At 55.5% G+C, this 17,543-nt stretch carries 17 protein-coding genes, 1 tRNA gene and 1 other RNA gene; 5 read left to right on the top strand and 14 right to left on the bottom strand.

Features of this window, described 5'->3' with window-relative positions; all coding sequences use genetic code 11:
* Positions 1-392: transposase (locus LARV_RS11315; RefSeq protein WP_172797848.1), on the top strand; the 392-nt coding region annotated here is incomplete at its 5' end.
* Positions 393-1,217: 825 nt separating this feature from the next.
* On the opposite strand, the gene LARV_RS11305 is transcribed toward LARV_RS11315, so the two are convergent.
* The 9 genes from LARV_RS11305 to LARV_RS11265 form a co-directional block, all read right to left on the bottom strand.
* Positions 1,218-2,378, bottom strand: a complete 1,161-nt coding sequence (locus tag LARV_RS11305) for a protein kinase family protein (RefSeq protein ID WP_075073735.1) — start codon at positions 2,376-2,378, stop codon at positions 1,218-1,220.
* 179 nt (positions 2,379-2,557) lie between these two features.
* A complete protein-coding gene (locus LARV_RS11300; RefSeq protein WP_075073734.1) occupies positions 2,558-3,046 on the bottom strand; it encodes a GNAT family N-acetyltransferase in 489 nt (162 codons plus the stop codon).
* A complete protein-coding gene (locus LARV_RS11295; RefSeq protein ID WP_075073733.1) occupies positions 3,030-4,070 on the bottom strand; it encodes a D-alanine--D-alanine ligase family protein in 1,041 nt (346 codons plus the stop codon). Before LARV_RS11295 ends, LARV_RS11300 begins: the two co-directional genes overlap by 17 nt.
* Before the next feature lie 306 nt (positions 4,071-4,376).
* Positions 4,377-4,454: transfer RNA gene (locus LARV_RS11290), tRNA-Pro, on the bottom strand.
* A 49-nt stretch (positions 4,455-4,503) separates the two neighbouring features.
* Positions 4,504-5,256, bottom strand: coding sequence for a methyltransferase domain-containing protein (locus LARV_RS11285; RefSeq protein WP_075073732.1), 753 nt, complete (start codon positions 5,254-5,256; stop codon positions 4,504-4,506).
* A 4-nt stretch (positions 5,257-5,260) separates the two neighbouring features.
* Entirely contained in the window at positions 5,261-6,418 is a 1,158-nt protein-coding gene (locus tag LARV_RS11280) for a PqqD family peptide modification chaperone (protein ID WP_075073731.1), read from the bottom strand.
* A gap of 15 nt (positions 6,419-6,433) precedes the next feature.
* The gene (locus tag LARV_RS11275; protein ID WP_083522509.1) at positions 6,434-7,813 is read right to left on the bottom strand and encodes a radical SAM/SPASM domain-containing protein; all 1,380 of its coding nucleotides are present in this window, start codon (positions 7,811-7,813) and stop codon (positions 6,434-6,436) included.
* The gene (locus tag LARV_RS20595; protein WP_075073730.1) at positions 7,813-9,561 is read right to left on the bottom strand and encodes a hypothetical protein; all 1,749 of its coding nucleotides are present in this window, start codon (positions 9,559-9,561) and stop codon (positions 7,813-7,815) included. Before LARV_RS20595 ends, LARV_RS11275 begins: the two co-directional genes overlap by 1 nt.
* Before the next feature lie 23 nt (positions 9,562-9,584).
* Positions 9,585-9,944, bottom strand: coding sequence for a DUF308 domain-containing protein (locus LARV_RS11265; protein ID WP_075073729.1), 360 nt, complete (start codon positions 9,942-9,944; stop codon positions 9,585-9,587).
* Positions 9,945-10,115: 171 nt separating this feature from the next.
* Between LARV_RS11265 and ligA the strand changes: the two genes are divergently transcribed.
* The 4 genes from ligA to LARV_RS11245 are packed head-to-tail and all read left to right on the top strand — an operon-like array spanning position 10,116 to position 14,801.
* Positions 10,116-12,143: an NAD-dependent DNA ligase LigA gene (gene ligA / locus LARV_RS11260; protein WP_075073728.1), complete on the top strand. Its 2,028-nt coding sequence runs from the start codon at positions 10,116-10,118 to the stop codon at positions 12,141-12,143.
* Positions 12,140-13,330 carry a class I SAM-dependent rRNA methyltransferase gene (locus LARV_RS11255; protein WP_172797847.1) on the top strand — a complete coding sequence of 397 codons (1,191 nt, stop codon included), beginning with the start codon at positions 12,140-12,142 and terminating at the stop codon, positions 13,328-13,330. The genes ligA and LARV_RS11255 overlap by 4 nt, the downstream gene beginning before the upstream one ends.
* A gap of 6 nt (positions 13,331-13,336) precedes the next feature.
* Complete coding sequence (locus LARV_RS11250; protein WP_075073727.1) at positions 13,337-14,323, top strand: pyruvate kinase; 987 nt, start codon at positions 13,337-13,339, stop codon at positions 14,321-14,323.
* A gap of 16 nt (positions 14,324-14,339) precedes the next feature.
* Positions 14,340-14,801, top strand: coding sequence for a GNAT family N-acetyltransferase (locus LARV_RS11245; RefSeq protein WP_075073726.1), 462 nt, complete (start codon positions 14,340-14,342; stop codon positions 14,799-14,801).
* Between the two features lie 72 nt (positions 14,802-14,873).
* Here the strand turns inward: LARV_RS11245 and LARV_RS11240 are convergent, their stop codons facing one another.
* From LARV_RS11240 to ssrA, 5 genes are all read right to left on the bottom strand, one after another.
* Complete coding sequence (locus LARV_RS11240; RefSeq protein ID WP_075075206.1) at positions 14,874-15,314, bottom strand: NUDIX hydrolase; 441 nt, start codon at positions 15,312-15,314, stop codon at positions 14,874-14,876.
* A gap of 42 nt (positions 15,315-15,356) precedes the next feature.
* Entirely contained in the window at positions 15,357-15,584 is a 228-nt protein-coding gene (locus tag LARV_RS11235; protein WP_075073725.1) for a hypothetical protein, read from the bottom strand.
* 79 nt (positions 15,585-15,663) lie between these two features.
* Positions 15,664-16,140: a hypothetical protein gene (locus LARV_RS11230; protein WP_075073724.1), complete on the bottom strand. Its 477-nt coding sequence runs from the start codon at positions 16,138-16,140 to the stop codon at positions 15,664-15,666.
* 8 nt (positions 16,141-16,148) lie between these two features.
* On the bottom strand, positions 16,149-16,892 hold the full coding sequence (locus tag LARV_RS11225; RefSeq protein WP_075073723.1) for a nitroreductase family protein: 744 nt from the start codon (positions 16,890-16,892) through the stop codon (positions 16,149-16,151).
* A 243-nt stretch (positions 16,893-17,135) separates the two neighbouring features.
* Positions 17,136-17,532: a transfer-messenger RNA gene (ssrA, locus tag LARV_RS11220) on the bottom strand.
* Between the last annotated feature and the right edge of the window lie 11 nt (positions 17,533-17,543).

The following is a 17,543-nucleotide window of genomic DNA, read 5'->3' as shown; positions in this document are numbered from 1 at the left end:
ACGCCCAGGCTTATGTGCCGCGTAAAGACATGCAAGCAGAGGTCGCGGCTGATATTCGGAATATCTTCAACGCCCCAAATCGCTCCAAAGCGGAGGAATTTCTCAGGGAAGCAATCACCAAGTACCAGAAGACTGCCTCGAAGCTGGCAGACTGGATGGAGAACAACATACCAGAAGGATTGACGATTTTCTCTTTCCCGGCCGCTCACCAGCGTTTGATTCGCACCACCAATGGGCTGGAACGGCTCAATCGTGAAATCAAACGACGAACCCGGGTGGTAAGCATTTTCCCAAACGAAGGAGCCTGTTTGCGGTTGGTAAGTGCCATCCTGATGGAGACCAGCGATGAATGGGAAGTCGGCAGGCTTTACCTCAACCTGGAAGCAAGGTAGTTTTACTCGATTGAACCTTTACTTTGGAATAACCTGATCGATTTTACAGAAAAAGACTTGCTCAATCCGGCAAACCCATCGAACGCCTCAAATCGCTGACAACGAAGGTTCTGGAAGAGATGATCGAAAAGAAATCCGAAATCGTACCCGCACAGGGTGTACTGGGAAATACCGAACACGGATAATCCCAAGGCGGTGAGAGCAGGAAGAACATCCTATAAATCAAATGGGCTGTCTGGAAAGTAGATCAGACAACCCTCCTGGATCTTCTCTCTGGATTTTGTCTTTATCGACTATGGGGCTACCTGTCTTAGACTGTATTCGTGATGTTGCTGTACATATTTCCGACACCTGAACCAAACAGAACTAGAAGTAATATTGCAAGAACGACAACAAGAACAAATATCAAAGCATATTCGACAAGGCCCTGGCCTTTTTCGGAAACATAAAAAAGCATTTTAATTCCCCCCTTTCAAGCAAAACGTATAGTTCAATTATGGTTAATTGATCAATAAAGTCAATAAGAGAAATTTACAAAATTGAGAACTATCAATAAACGAAAACCTGTCGTTCCGTACCATAGAAAATTCAACCAAAGCGTCTCTATCAAGGGTGTAAATTCACTGTCTGCGTTTTCTACGTCTCAAGGACATCAATATACTGGTAACAGAGTGACTGTCACCCCGGTGACCGAACTATCCCATTATTGATCCGCCTTTATTCCAGTCGCTTCTGATACATCACCAGTGCTTGAGCACGCGTCTTCTGGCGTAGAAACTGGATTATATCGAATATGGTCTCAAGCTTACCCTGTTCAATTTTACTTTATATCCTTTGAAAAGCTTTTATTAATTCATCAACCGATTGATAACGCCAAGCTTTATCTGGTGAGAGGCCCTTCTCAACGAAATTTTTCAAACTTTGATCGTTTATTTTTTCCATATTAGTTTTGCCGGTCATAATGAAGTATAGGAGGCGGGTTATTGCATAAGTTTCGTGAACAATGGAATAGTTATCAAACCCCTCCAAAATTAATGCGGGATCGTTATAGTAGCCTTTGAAATCTGTGTTAACGGTTGTAAGAGTACTATCAGGGATTTCTACTAATCCAAAATCTGCCACTTTAACCACAGGCACATCATCAAATAGGTTAATTAATATATTCTTCGGACTAATATCACGATGCAATAAAGATTTCGAATGAATATATTGAAAAGCATGCAATAACTGATTTGCTATACTTTTTCGACTAGAAATTATTAATTTATCATTGTTAGTTGTAATATATTGATCTAAAGAACTATCCATAAACTCCATGGTGTATTCATTTAGATCATTATTGTAGCAATATACCTTTACAATATAAGGCGAATGAAATTCACGCATTTGTTCAAATTCACGTTTGAATCTAGCTAATTCTTTATCAGTTAAATCTTTCTTCGCTCTTTTTACAACAAACCAGGTTTGATAATAAGTATCATGATATTTATAAACAACTGCATATGATCCTTCACCTATTAATATGAGATTATAGGATTTCTTCCCAGAGGGTGAATTTACAATCTTTAAATCTTTAGGAATGAAAACTGGTGTCGTATAGTATAAATTAACTTGGTCCATATGTGGCGGAATTTCGCTACCATTACTTTTCGAAAGAAACTTTCTCGTTTCAAAAATCAAATTAGCATAATATGGCTCAATTTCAAATGCATATTCACTGTCTTTTAGTGTCCGTTGCAAACTTATAGAAATATCAATAGCCAAAATTAGTTCTCTACTGGAATCAGCCCAAAAATGCGCTGTATTTACATCCGTTGGTAATCGATCATTCATTAACTTATACATAGAAAGAAACATATAGTGCAATGTCGCGAAAATTTCTTTCAATTTAGAGTGTTTAATTCCACCATACAAATCAATATTCTCTAAATTGATATAAGGCTGTAATTCTTGGTATTTCCACTCAATGAAATTTTCTATATCCAAATGAATTTCCCCCTCTCAATTATAGTTCTTAGTTCGCAATTGAAGCATATACAACTCTCAACTTATAATAACAAATAAAAATATTATAGCTTCGAATTTCTAATTCTAGCCCTCAAGAATTATTTATTAGCATTTACTTGACTAAGTCCGTCACGATTTACTTTGGTCGAACATAGACTCTAGACCTTCTTCTGATACATCACCAGCCCATCCCCCGGGGCGTAGAAATCAGCCACCTCGCCGATCCGGATGTAACCGTTGCTCTCGTGAAAACGGCGCGTGTTTTCGAAAGCCGACGAATCGGAAGTCTCGATCAGCACGAGGTATCCGCCCAACCCGCGAATTTCAGCCTCCACCCGGGCCATGAGCCGTCTGCCAATCCCCCGGCCGCGCGTCTCAGGGTCGGTGGCCAGCCAGTAGAAATCATACGCGCCCCGGGTGAGCGGCCGATGACCGTAGCAGGCGAAAGCCCGGATCACGCCACCCTCTTCGAAGACCAGAAAATGATACCGATCCGGATCTTCTCCGCCGGTCAAGTAATCCCGCCAGAGCTGGCGGATACACTCGACGTCTTCAGTCTGGAAATTTTCGATCCGTCCCGCCAGCCCGAGGATTGAGTCCTCATCCGCTGCGGCTGCCAGCCGAATCGAATCACAGGGCGCATTCATCCATCACCCTCCATCCCTGGCGGCGCAGCGCCAGGTCGAGAATATGCGCCACCATGCCCGTATACGAGATGCCCGCCGCCCGGGCCGAGCGCGGATATCCCGAATCCGGGTCCAGGTCGGGAATTTCGTTGATGTCGATGATGTAAGGGATGCCCTGATATAACCGCATATCGATGCGGCCAAAATCGCATAAACCGACCTTTAGATAAGTTTTAACCGCCGTTTCGATTACGGTTCGCCGGTCAGTTTCATTCATCACGGCGGGGCAGGTGGGTTTGACATTCTGATACAGGTAATCATCGGCCACCCATTTGGATTCATACGTCAGCAGGTGTTCCAAAGGGTCCAGGATGTGCGAATAATCCTCCTCCACGATCGGGAGGGCCTCCACATTCTGGTTTCCCCACAGGGATACGGCCAGTTCCCGGCCGGGGATGAATTCTTCGACCAGCGCGGGTTGGGCATACTTGCGGGTAATGTATGCGATCTGCTCGTTCATGGCGGTCAAATTCGTGGTCACCGAATCCATGCTGATGCCGATGCTGCCGTCCTCCAGCATGGGTTTGACGATCACCGGGTAATTCAAATGGGAGCACATCGCCGGATGCCTGAAAATCCCAAAAGCCGGGGTTGGCAGGCCGGCTTCGATCAGGCGCCGCTTGATGCGCGCCTTATCCGTGCACAGTGCAATCGTTTCCGAGAAAGAGCCGGTATGCGAGAACCCCATGCTTTCGATGATTTCGGTGACGTGGCTTTCTCCCTGCAAATCGTCCCCGCACCCATCGCACAGGTTGAATACGAATGTCTCCCGGGGAGAAAACGCTCTCAATCCGACTTTCAATGCGCCGGCGGAATTTTCAACCGGGATTTTGATGGTGTCATATTTCAAGGCTCTCAAAGCCTGGTAAATTCGTTCGGCCGTGCCTGCCGTCGACTGCAAGGCCAGTCGATCCTGATCTTTTCCTCGAACCGTCTCGTTTTCCAGATTGTAAACGAGGGCGATCAAAGGTTGTTCTTCGTTCATAAAACCCTCTTTCACTTCCCTGATCTCTGATGAAGAGATTTCGATCTTTCATTCAGATGATCATTCAGATGATCATCCTGATCAAAAAAAAAACGACTCCCGTTTTTCGGGAGTCGGACATTTTCAAATGGCTTCTGAATTGCGGTAAAGAGTAACCTTTCCTGCGAACTATTCTAACTGATTGGATCTCGATCTACACCTCTTTAGTCCGGCATCTTTTGTCGAGAGCTGTTCCCTGCACCTCAACATCCCTGGCAAACTGGAAACAAAAAAGACAGGTAGTCCGTTCCCTGTCTTTGCTTACTTTGGTCGGGGCGAAAGGATTTGAACCTTCGACCTCTTGCACCCCATGCAAGCGCGCTAGCCGGACTGCGCCACGCCCCGAACAACGAGCGTTATTATACGCGTGTTATTGTGTTTTGACAACCCTTTTTCAAACTTTACCCCAGGCGTAGAAGGTGGGCACGAACAAGATTCGCTCACCCTTCTGCCAGGCGGCCGCGTCCAGACTGCGCAGCGCGTCCAGCCGTTCGCGCGAGATGGTGTGCTCCAGGTCGGTCTGCAGCACGGCCCATTCCGATTCCCAGGCTTCGAAAGCCGGCGCCTCGTTCCACTGCCCGCCCAGAAGCCCGGTATGCACGTCCGTAAAGCCCGCCTGGTGGAACAGAGCGCTCAATTTGCGTCCCATGAACGGATCGGCCCCCTGCATTTGCAGAGACTGACCCTGCAGGCGTCCCAACTCGGCCAGCGGCATGGGATAGTCGATGCGCCCGCCGTAATCCGGTTCGGCCAGCGCAATCACGGTCCCGCCCGGCCGGGTGACGCGCTTCATCTCGGCCAGAATTCCGGGCGGGTCTTTGACCCACAACAGGAAATAATGGCAGATGACTGCATCGAAGCAGGCGTTCCCGACCGGCAGGCTGGCCGCGTCAGCCCCGGCGAACTGGCTTTCCGGCGCGAACTCCTGGGCTGCCAGCAGGTAGTCCAGGCGCAGGTCAATGCCGTAGAAACGCGCTGCGGGCAGCAGATGCTGCATGGAACTCAGCACCGCTCCCGTTCCGCAGCCGGTTTCTAGAACGCGGTGCGCCTGCGACAGATGGGCCTGCTGGATGACAAAACGACGGATTTCCTCCGTCCAACGCGCCTGCTGGCTGAAACGCCGGTGCCAGGTCTGCGGGGTTAACATCGTCTCAACGGTTCTTCCAGATCGTCGTCCAGTCGTCGGTGAGCAAATTTCCCAACACGCGCAATTCGCCCTGTGTGGGGAGCACATCGCCGTCCGGTTCGACATACAGCCAGGCTTTGCCGGCGCCCTGAGGCGCTTCTTCGTGGTTCTTCTGCTCCATGGCCACGGGGTGCTGCGCCGAATACGGGACCGGCAGGTCCCACACCAGCTCCATGTTCAATTCGGCGGCAGTCTGGCGGGCGACTTTTAACTGCGCCGCTAATTCCTCGCTTTCCGCGCTGAGCGAAATGGAGGCCACACCGAGTCTCTGGATCTTCTTCACCAGTTCCACCGCTTCACCCGCGTTCTTCTGCGTGATCGTCAGGTGGACGGTGACGAAAATATCTTCGATCAGGGTGTCGCGCAGGGCTTCCCAGGCCTGTTCATCCTCGGGATCGAGCACGATCATGACGTGATCCAGACCACTGGCGAGCAACTTGTGCAGGTAGCCGGTTTCGGATAGCTGCAGGCCGCTGGTGATCAAACCGGTCACCTGGCCCAGATATTCGGCTGATTGGATGATCTCGGGCAGGTCCGGGCGCAGGGTGGGCTCGCCGCCGGTAAAGACCACATGCGGGATGCCGGCCTCCCAGGCCTTCTTGAGGATGGTTCCCCATTCATCGGTCAGCAGTTCGCGTTTCACGCGTTCGGTGGGTGTCACACCCTTCATCGCGCCGTCTTCCACATGATAAGTCAGCGCGCAGTCCAGGCGATATGGCGCCGATATCGCGCCGGAGTAGAGTTCTTTCTGCTCCATGCCCAGGAACGTGATCGGGTCGAGATCGGGGGTATCGGTGAGGGCTCGGACGCGCTCGGTGAAATTCTGCAGGTCCTTCTTGACCTCTTCCGGGGTCACCCGGTAACGGTCCGTGACCAGGCGAACGATTTCGGTTTCCGGCGTGCCCTGAATGCGGTGGTACGCGAATTCCACCGCGGTCTGGTTCAGGTGCAGGACGGTGCTGGCATTGATGATCAACACGCCATTGCCATCCGGCTCGATGCGCAGGTGCATGCGCAGCGGCGGTTTGACGTCGGCGGGTGATTGATAGGAATAGGTGCCCGGTGTCAGGATTTGCGCCGGTGGAAAGAAACGATTCCAGAAATTCGTGAATAGATTTGACATACGGGTTTCTCCTGGTCAGGAGTGGATGGTTAGGACTGGTTTGACGGGCTGCTGGTGGGTTTGTGCCAGCGGGCAGCCGCCGCCGCAATCCGGCAGCAGCTGGCAGGAAAGGCAATCCTCCGGCAATCCCTTGCGTTCGCGCAGCGAGACCGCCAGTTCATGGTTCCAGATCGAATCCCAGGGATCCTTCAGCAGGTTCCCCAGGGGTTGGTAATAGGACTGGCAGGGCAAAACGCTGCCGTCGGGTTCGATGCACATGTTATACAGGGCAGCCGTGCAGCCCTTGACGCCCAATTCCAACGCCATCGGGTCGAAGTGGCAGTACTGGGTCGGGGTGTACCAGATCAGGCGCTGGTGATGCGCCTGGGTGCGTTCCTGCGCCAACGATAGCAACGCCGGTAAATCGCTTTCGGCCAATCCGGTGCCGACCGTCTCCCCGCGCCCGGAATAGATCAGGGCGTTGATTCCCAGCGTCGGCACGCCGTTTTCGGCCAGAAAATCCAGCGTCCCCGCCAGGTGCGGCGAGTTGCGTTTGAGCAGCGTGGTGTTGGTCATCACGTACAGATGCGTTTCGAGCACGTTGCGCAGTCCGGCAACCGTCTCCTGCCAGGCGCCGGGATGCGCCACCAGCTCGTCGTGAATCTCCGGAACGTGCGACTCCAACGTGATCTGCACGTGGTCTAATCCGGCGCCAGCCAGCCTTTTGACGAATTCAGCATCCTTCAGGCGCCGCCCGTTGGTGTTGATGCCGGTGATCTGTCCGTTGTGTTCGGCGTGCGCGATCAAATCCGGCAAATCCGGGCGCAGGGTGGGCTCGCCGCCGGTGAAAACGATGTGCGGAATCCCCAGCTCCCAGAGCAGATCGAGAACTTTGAACCATTCCGGCGTGGATAACTGCGAAAAACTGCGCTCGCGCGCATTGTAGCAATGCGAGCAGGCGTTGTTGCATTGATAGGTCAGCGCCAGGTCCATGCGGTAGGGCGCGTTCGGCCGCACCGAAAACGGCGGCAGGATATCCAGGTCCAGCTCATGCACCGGGCAGGGTCCATCCGGCGCCAGCAGTCCTTCCACCTGCACGGCCACCTGGTCGTAATCGGCGGCCAGTGTTTCGCGCGGAGCGTTGAACGCCCGCGCCAGGCTCTTCAAAGCCTGCGGCCGGGGCGTCCTGTTCAGCGCCAGGTAGGCCATGAAGGTCGCCGATGGGTTGAAGTGATAGACGCGCGCCGCATTGACCAGCAGCAGGCCGCTGCCGTCCGGATTGACGCGCAGGTGCGCGCGCACCTTTTCCTGCGGCTCTTCCCGCAGGAAGTGATACACGCCTGCCTTCGGCGGGGCGGTCACCCCGGCGTGATCCGCAAATTTCAACGCGGATTTCAATGATTCAAGAAGGGCCATTAGCGGCCGCCTCCAGCACAGGCGCAGGCGCAGCCGGCGCACGCACAGGCGCACGCGCAGGCGCAATGACCGCCGCTGCCGCCTGTTGAGCGGTAGGTGCCGCCCGTGCTGACCGGGATGGGATTGGTCTTGCTGGTGATTCCGCCGGTGAAACCGGTGATGTCGCCCACCACGCCAGCCGAGAAGGACTGGATGCCCCCCACCACCGAAGCCGCGAACGATCCGCCCGGCAGGGTCGGCAGGGAAATGGTTGTACCGCCGCCGTGGCCGGACGAAACTGAGGGAGCCGAAACACTGCCGCCCGAGGTCGCTACGCTGGTGCCGCCAAAGGAGGTCGGATGCACCGAGGGCTCCCAGCGCCACCACCAGGCGGGCACGAAGATCGGTCCGCTGCCGAAGGTCTTCTGGGTGCGGTCGTTAAACTGGTCGTCCAGCATCGTCCAGCCCATGGTCTCGTCGAACTTCTGGACCTTGACCTCGGGGGTTTCCGCGCTCTCCACCTGCTCCCAGGCTTTCTTCATGATGTCCTTGTAATAGACAACCGTCTCCTTGGAGCTGAAGCCCTTCATGTTGGTCTGAACACTCTTGACCAACCCGACGATCACGTCCTGCATTGCCTTGCGTTTTTCGGAATTTGATTCCAACTGCATGGCTTTGAGGAAATCGACTTCGTAGGTGCGCAGGTCTTCGGGCTGCGGCTCGCTGAGCCTGAGCTTGAGTGGGTCTTTCGTCACCACCTCCGCGGCGCCCTTCTTCAGCACCGAGAAGAGGATCATCGTCATCACCTTATCCAGAGGCTGTTCCATCAGGATGGCGGCTTCCACGGCCGTCAGGCCGCGCTTGATGCCGTTCCCTTCCAGGGCAATCTTGGGCGGCATGTACTGCAGCTTGCGCTTCTGGTTGCCGCGAATGGAAGCGTAAAAAATCGCAATAAAGAGCGCACCGAAGCCCACGCAGCAGCCGATCCCCAGCAGGTTATCCATGGTATCGCTGCTCACGCTGACGACCGGCGCCTGGTTGAATTGTTCTTTACTGCGAATCGCGCTTGCATCGGTGATCAGGCGACTCGGGAACGAACCGCCAAAAATGTAAGTATCCAGGGTGCTGGCGTCCGCGCTGTACCAGCGGTAATACACGCCGCCCGTGCTGTCGAAACCCGTTTCGTTCGGATCGGATGTACCCGGCCAGCTCTGAGGCGTATAGTAGCGGGGTTCGTCCTGTTTCAAGCCCGGCGGGAGGAAGAGCGTGACCGTCATCTTGGTCTTCCCGGCTACCGTGCCGGATTCGAAGGTGTTGGGCTGGAAATTGAAGCTGGCATAATCCTCGCCGTTGATCTGCTGGTCGGCCTTGAAGAGCACATCCTTCACGCCGGTGATCCGGAAACCGACCTTGCCGGTCTGTCCGGGCTTGATCGCGTTCGGACGCAGATCGATCATCACGCCATTCTGGATGTAATCCGAGATGGCAATCTTGGTGATCGCTGTTCCGTTAAGGTCGGCCGTGGCGTTATTCACGCTCCATTGCGAATCCTGCGGCATGCCGATGTCGACAAATTCCATATCCGCGCCGCTGGGTTCATTGGTAAACGTAAAAACATACTCAACGGTGGCCGTGCCGTCCGCATCGATGTAAAAATTTACGGTTTGCTCGGGAACCTGGAAGTAATAGGACTGGGCGGCGACGGGCTGCATCATGGCAACAAGCAGCAGCAGCGCCGTTAGAATTCCCCACCAACGGTAACGCTTCATGCTTTACTCTCCCTGAATTAGGCTTACCACTTGGGTTCTTCGGTCAGTTGATAGGTCGTATTGCAATACGGACAAGTCACATACGGCGCGCCGGCGACCATCTTGATGTTTTCAGAGGTCAGCGTTCCCCCGCAGGATTTGCACTTGAGTGTATCGAGATTGACATTTCCGCTCAAGTCGATTTTTACATTGACTTCCTGTTTATCGCTCGGTCGCTTACGCCCGGCCAGAAAGATCAATACCAGGCCGATGGCCACACTGATAACTCCGACCACGAGCCAACCGGTATTGCCTTGCGGGCTGAAGGTTGCCCAGATGAAAAGCACGCCAAAAAGGATCAATATTGCTGCGATGATATAGGCGACTGTTTTTCCAGCGTTCATAAGACCCTCCATTGTATATGGATAAGTGTAGCAAAGAAACCGATTCTCGACAATGCGGCACACTTAATCTACGAAAGAAATACGGGTTGGTTGCGTTGATCGCAACTGTCATGCACTATAATACGAATGTCCTACCGGATCTGTACGACTGCACTGTGAGGAATCGAGAGAATGGAAAACGAAGCGCTGTACCAGGAACTTGTCCGCCTCCGCCAGGAAATTCATTTTCACAATCATCGCTACCACGTGCTCGATCAGCCCGTGATCAGCGACGTCGAATATGATCGCCTGATGATGCGCCTGAAGGCCATCGAAGGCGAGCATCCCGAGTGGATCACCCCTGATTCTCCCTCCCAGCGCGCCGGCGCGGCGCCCCTGGACCGCTTTGTCAAGGTGGCGCACCCGGCCCCAATCCTCAGCCTGGCCAATGCTTTCGACGCCAACGGCGTACGCGCCTGGATGGACCGCATCCTCAAGCTGGATGACCGCGTGCTCAAGACCAGCTTTGTGGTCGAGCCGAAAATCGACGGACTAACCGTCGTGCTGACCTACCGCAACGGCGTCTTCGTGCAGGGCGCCACGCGCGGCGACGGCGAGGTCGGTGAGGATATCACCGCCAACCTGCGCACCATCAAGGCCCTGCCACTGCGCATCCCGGTCAAAGCCGGCGGTCCTCACGTGCCGGATTATTTCGTCGTCCGCGGTGAAGCATTCATCTATCTCAAGGATTTCAATGCCCTCAACCAACGTCTCCAGGAAGCCGGCGAAAAAACGTATTTGAACCCGCGCAACACGGCAGCCGGATCGCTGCGGCAGCTCGACCCGGCCCTGACAGCTTCGCGCCCTCTGACGTTGTACGTCTACCAGATCGCCGCAGCGGACGGCCCGACTCCGACCACGCAGTGGGATCTCCTGAATTATCTGAAGGAACTCGGTTTTCCGGTCGCCGGGGAAAGCAGCGTGCAGCCCGATCTCGAATCAGCCATCCAGGCCTGCCAGGCGATCGGCGAAAAGCGCGATTCGATGGCCTACGAAGTCGACGGCTCGGTCATCAAGATCAACGATCTGGGGCTGGCCGCCGAGCTGGGATTTGTGGGCAAGGATCCGCGCGGCGCGATCGCCTTTAAGTTCCCGGCGCGGGAGGTCACAACGCTGCTGCGCGATATCGGCGTGAACGTCGGCCGCACCGGCGTTCTGACGCCGTACGCCATTTTGGAACCGGTCGAAATTGGCGGCGTTGTCGTCAAGCAGGCCACGCTCCACAACTTCGATTACATCGCCGAGAAAGACATCCGCGTCGGCGACCGCATTATGCTCAAGCGCGCCGGGGACGTGATTCCCTACGTCATTGGGCCCGTGGTGGATGCGCGCAGCGGTGATGAATGGCCCTACGTGCCGCCCGAAGTCTGTCCGACCTGCGGCCAACCGGTCGAGCACTTCGAAGGTGAAGTGGCCTGGTATTGCGTCAACGCGGCCTGCCCGGCGCAACTGGTACGCAACCTGGAGCACTTCGCCTCGCGCGGCGCGATGGACATCGCCGGTATGGGCATCAAGATCGTCGAGCAGCTCGCCCAGGAAGGCCTGGTGCGGGATGTGGCGGATATCTATACGCTGCAGCGCGAAGAACTGCTAAAATTGGAGGGCTTTGCCGGAAAGAAGGCCGACAATCTGCTGCAGGCCATTGCGGTCTCGCGCCAGCAGCCGCTCGCCCGCCTGATCAACGCGCTCGGCATTCACGGCGTCGGCGAGGTCATGGCGCTGGACCTGACGGCTCACTTTTCCGACCTGGACAAATTGAGCCGCGCGACCGCATCCGATCTCCAGCGAATCGAGGGCATCGGCCCGAACATCGCCGCCGCCATCGTGGATTGGTTCGAGCGCGAGCAAAACCAAAAACTGCTCGCCAAGCTCAAAGCTGCCGGTGTCTGGCCGGCAGTCATCGCCCGCCCGGTCGCCCAGCCTGGCAGCCAGCCCCTGCAGGATCTGGTTTTCGTCGTCACCGGCGCGCTGGCCGGCTTTTCGCGCGAAGGCATCAAGGAATATATCCAGCAGCACGGCGGCAAGGTCACCGACAGCGTCAGTAAAAAAACCAGCTACCTGGTGGTCGGCGAAGCGCCCGGCTCCAAACTGGACAAGGCTCGCGAACTGGGTGTGCCCATTGTGGATGAAACCGCATTGCGGAAGATGGTGGAAGGTTGAGCGAAAAATCGATAATCCTGAAGGCAGGTCGCGAAAAATCCGTCCTGCAAAAACGGCCCTGGATTTTCTCAGGCGCGATCGAGCGCGTCGAAGGCGACCCGCAGGCCGGCGACACGGTGGAAGTCTATGGCGCACAAAGGGAATGGCTTGGCCGGGCCGCTTACAGCCCGGTCTCGAATATCCGCGCGCGCCTGTGGACCTGGCAGGCGGATGAAAGGGTGGATGAAGCCTTCCTGCGCGGGCGCATCGAACGCGCACTCAACCTGCGCCGGAACGTGGTCGACCCGGCCGAAACGGACGCTTACCGCCTGATCCACGGCGAATCGGACGGACTACCCGGCCTGGTCGTCGACCGCTACGCGGATTGGCTGGTCGTGCAGATTCTGAGCGCTGGCATCGAGGCGCTGCGAGATCGACTGGTCGGCATCCTGGCCGAACTGACCGGCGTCGAGAACATCTACGAGCGTTCGGATGTGGATGTGCGCCAACTGGAAGGCCTGCCCGATCGAACCGGCGTGCTGCGCGGCTTGCCCCCGCCCGAACAGCTCTGGATCCATGAAAATGGGCTCCGGTTTGGCGTCGATCTCAAGGGCGGCCAGAAGACGGGCTTTTACCTCGACCAGCGCGCCAATCGCAAGCGCGTCGGCCAGTTTGCCGCCGGCCGCAGCGTGCTGAACTGCTTCTGCTATACCGGCGGCTTCAGCCTGTACGCCCTGCGCGGTGGGGCGACGCACGTGTTTTCGGTGGATGCCTCCGCCGAAGCGCTCGAATTGGCCAAACAGAATCGGACTGCCAACCAGCTCCCGGCCGAAAAAGCCGAATGGCTGGAAGGAGACGTGTTCCACGTGTTGCGTGACCTGCGCGATCGCGCACGCAAATTCGACCTGATCGTGCTCGACCCGCCCAAGTTCGCCCCGACGGCCGCGCAGGCTGAAAAGGCCGCTCGGGGTTACAAGGATATCAATTTGCTGGCCTTCAAGCTGCTCAACCCGGGCGGCATTCTGGCGACTTTTTCCTGCTCGGGCGGTGTGTCGGCTGAATTATTTCAAAAAATCGTGGCCGGGGCGGCATTGGACGCCGGCGTGGACGCCCGGATCATCGATCTTCTGCACCAGGGGCCGGACCATCCGGTGGCTTTGAATTTCCCCGAAGGCGCTTATCTCAAAGGACTCATCTGCCAGGTATAAAACATTATGACGTATGAAATCATCGCAACCTTGGGCCCCGCCAGTTCCAGGTCGGAACTGTGGCGGGAAATGATCGCCGCCGGCGTGACGGCCTTCCGGCTGAACAGCTCGCACCTTTCCACACCGGCGGTCGTCGAATGGGTGGAACGATTGCGCGCCTTCTACGACCAGACCGGCCGGGCCCTGCCGGTGGTCATCGATTTGCAGGGCAGCAAATGGCGGTTGGGAGAAATCGAAGCGCGCGAGCTGGCGGCTGGCCAGCAGGTGCGCCTGATCCGGGCCCAATCCAGCCAGCGGGTTGACGTGCTGCCCGTTCCGCACGCCGATTTTTTCACCGCCGCGCCCGATTCGAGCCGTGAAATTCGCCTGAACGACGCCAAAGTACTGCTCGAAGTCGAAACGATTCAGCCCGATGCGATCCAGGCGCGCGTCGTCCAGGGTGGGCCCATTGCCGCGCGCAAGGGCATCACCTATGCGGCATCCGAATTTCGCAGCGAAGGGATGAATGAAAAGGACTGCGCCATCCTGCACGATACCCGCCAGTACCCGTTCGTGCGCTACGCCATTTCGTATGTGAAAAACGCCGCCGAAATGGCCGCCTACCGCAAGCGGATCGGCGCGACCATCTATTTGGTGGCCAAGCTGGAGCGCGGATTGGCCGTGCGGGAAGCCGAAGCCATCGCCGCCGAAGCCGATGAACTGTGGTTGTGCCGCGGCGACCTGGGCGCCGAGCTGGGCCTGGCTGAAATGGCAAAAACAGCCCATCATTTCTCGACCAGGGTCCGCGACCTGCCCATCCCGGTGATGTTGGCCGGTCAGGTGCTGGAGCATATGAACGGGCAGCCTACCCCGACCCGGTCGGAAGTCTGCTGCCTGTATGACGCGCTTGCCCGGGGTTATCAAGGTTTCGTGCTCTCCGACGAGGCCGCGGTCGGCCAATTCCCGGTCGAGAGCTGCCGGATGGCTGCTCTGTTCGAAGCAGAATTATTCTAAACAACACGGGGGCGCAATGTCAGATCAAGATCGCTGCATCGGCTTTGCTCGCATCGACGATCTGCCTTCCTGGATGGATCTGGTGGAGTTGGTGCGCTGGAATTTTCCGGGCCTGGAAACGGAAGAATTACTGGAAGGCTATCGCCAGACCGTGATCAAGAATATGGATCGTGATACGGCGATCTGCGCCAGGGACGCCGGAAAGGTCATTGGCGTCCTGCTTTTCTCGGTCAACCAGTGCACGCTGAGCTGCATGGCCGTTCACCCGGATTACCGCCGGCAGGGCATCGCCAGCGGGATGATCCGGCTGATGCTCGAGCGCCTTCCGGCCGGCCGCGATGTTCAGGTGATCACCTTTCGCGAAGGCGACGAAAAGGGCATCGCCCCGCGCGCTTTATACAAAAGCCTGGGGTTCGTCGAAGGTGAATTTTGTAATGAGTTCGATTATCCCGAGCAGAAGTTCATTCTGCATCGATAATGATCTTGTTTCGGGATGGTTGAAAGAGCAGGGCCATCGCGTATTCGGGAATAACCACATGAAAGCCAGGATTTATTTCCGGATTTCCCCTTGCCGTAGATATTCGGCTGCCCAGTTTTGCAGCCAGGGTTGGATCTGGGGGTAAGTCATCATAGCCGGCATTTCCGCCCGACAAACCACCTCGGCGATTTCGCTTTCCGGCAGCATGCCCAGACGCTCGACCCGCGATACGAATAAGCGACCGAAACTCGGTGGCTGGCCATCATATTGGACAGAATAATCGCACACTGGAACGAGCGAATATTCCTCAGCCCCAGTTTCCTCGAACAATTCGCGCGCCGCCGCCTGCTCGACCGTCTCGCCGGGTTCGCGGTGCCCGCCCGGCACCTCCCAGGTGGAACGCTGCCCGTGGCGTACGAACAGCCATTGATCTTCGTGGCGCGCGCAGATCACTGCGAAAGCCAATTTTTCATCGGCGACCGTTCCAATGGCGTGACGCTGGACTTCTACCATAATCCCCGGCTTTCCGGCCTGCTGAATCATACGTTCCGGCGCTTATTTCTTTTTCTTGATGCCGCTTCCAATCGCCAGTCCGAGGCACATCCCCACAGCCATACCCGTGGCCAGGTTATCGAATAACAATTGCCCAACCGCCACACCCAGGCACATGCCGATGCACATCCCCGTCACCATGTAATTATCATCCCCTTCCGTGGCTTTTTCCCTGGGGGTATCCTGTTCCTGGGCTTCGTTGTTCGCGATTTCTTTGTCGTTGTTATCCATGGCTCAATTCTCCCTTGTGACGGATACGGATTACTTCGCGGCTTGCAAATTTCAATGGATCTTCCCACCCGTTATCACTTTATTGCTGTGTAATAATCTCTTGGCGGTGCTGCAAATGGATACCGATATGCCCGATGCCCAGGATCACAACGGATATCATCAACCAGATCACTTTGCCGTAAACACCCAACAAAAAGAAAGCCACAATCGGAAGCGTCGCTCCGGCAACGGGCACACCCCAAAAACTGCTATAGAAATCCGCCAGAGACTTTTCGCTCCGGAAATAGCGAATCCACCAGCCTTCGTACATCACCATCAAAAACGCCGCTGCGAAGAGCCACACGCTCCACACCGACCAGCCGTGGATGTTGAAATCAGAAAACACCAGCGCCGTGCAGGTGACGCACACCTGTCCCACCCGCTCGAAAACCAGAAGGATTTTATTCTCGTTATGAGAATCGTATCCCTGGGGCTGGTGCCGGGTCCAGATCAGATTTGGAATCGTCAGCATCATCAGAAAAATCAGTCCGATATAAGAAAAACCCGGGTGTCCCATAAATTAAATTACCCTTCTGGCATTAAATAGGAAGCCACCGGAATTGGGTCTGCGCGTGAACCTTCATCCGGGAACAGCGTCCTCTCGAATGAATGCCCTGTGTGCGCCAGGCAGGTCTCGAGGAAGAATAGAAAAATCCCCATGTCGATCGAATTGTAATACGGTACCCGGGATGCCGGCATGATCGACCGGATTCCGGTTGCCCGGAAAACCTGGATGCGATGGGGATCACAATATACTCGCCAGGGCTGAGAATTGCACGAACTGGGGGCATACCGGGCCACCTCTGCGATTTCCATCAACGAATCACCTTTCCAGATGACGCTCAGATCTTTGCGCCTGCTCCTGGTATAGTCTTTTCGGAATTCCTCCGGGCGACCCTTTCCAAAGGCCAGCATGATGACAAAATCAAGACCGGCCTCATGGGTGACTTCTGGCTTTCCCATCCCATACCAGCACGCGCCAATATCCTGTGCAGCCAGGTACAGATCCATTTGCTCCAACAGGTATCCGGCGTTGAGCAAATAATGTTCTTTGATCTCACTGTACATCAGCAGGCAATATTCACCGCGTCTGGATGAAGTCTGCTTCCTGGGGATGATTCTATAATTCACCCGGATGCCGTCTTCGAGTGGGATCAGGCGCGCCACCTGCCGCTCGATATCCTGCAATTCTTCACCCGAAAGCGCCAACGACTCGTCAAATCGTCGGAAAGATTTTCGTTTGAAGATCATCTCGTATGGGATATCCATTGCTCTTCGCCCCAAATTATTACCGAATGATGCCCAGAGATTTTTTACAAAGGTTCGCGAACAATTCTACCGCCTTATAAAAAATCGAACGGAAAATACGAGATATTCATTCCCCGATCTGGCCAATCTCTACTCTTTTTGGAATGACTTACGGGAAGATCGCATCGCTGCCGGTAAATCCATTCAAACTCGATCTTCAGAAAATAAACACGCAGCGAATGGATCCATTGCTGCGTGTTTATCAGGTGGAGATGGCGGGAATCGAACCCGCGTCCGAAAGATTAGACCCTCGAATATCTACGAGCGTAGTCTGATTTTGATCTCGCAAACGACCCGACATCAGGCAAAACAGGTTATTCGCTAGCCGCTCGAACCCGAAGGCCCTCTTTCGACCGGTTCACGGCGCACCGGCCGGCACCCTTGGCTTTTTAGCGCCCGCATCCACCACCGGCCAGGGAGCGGGGCGGGCAGACGTGACCTCACGTGGAGGTCAGGCGGCTAATTCTCTCGCTTATGCAGCGAGGGGCATAGCAGCGTAGGAAGTGTTATTGGCACTTAAGGTTTGTGCTGAGTTTACGAGGTCGGCACCTCTCGGCTCGCAATCCGGGACCAGCCTCCTCCGTCGAAGCCTGTCATCCCCGGTACTCTCAT

Source organism: Longilinea arvoryzae (genome assembly GCF_001050235.1).
In the GTDB taxonomy this organism is placed as follows: Bacteria; Chloroflexota; Anaerolineae; order Anaerolineales; family Anaerolineaceae; genus Longilinea; species Longilinea arvoryzae.
This window is presented reverse-complemented; position numbering and strand designations above follow the sequence as displayed.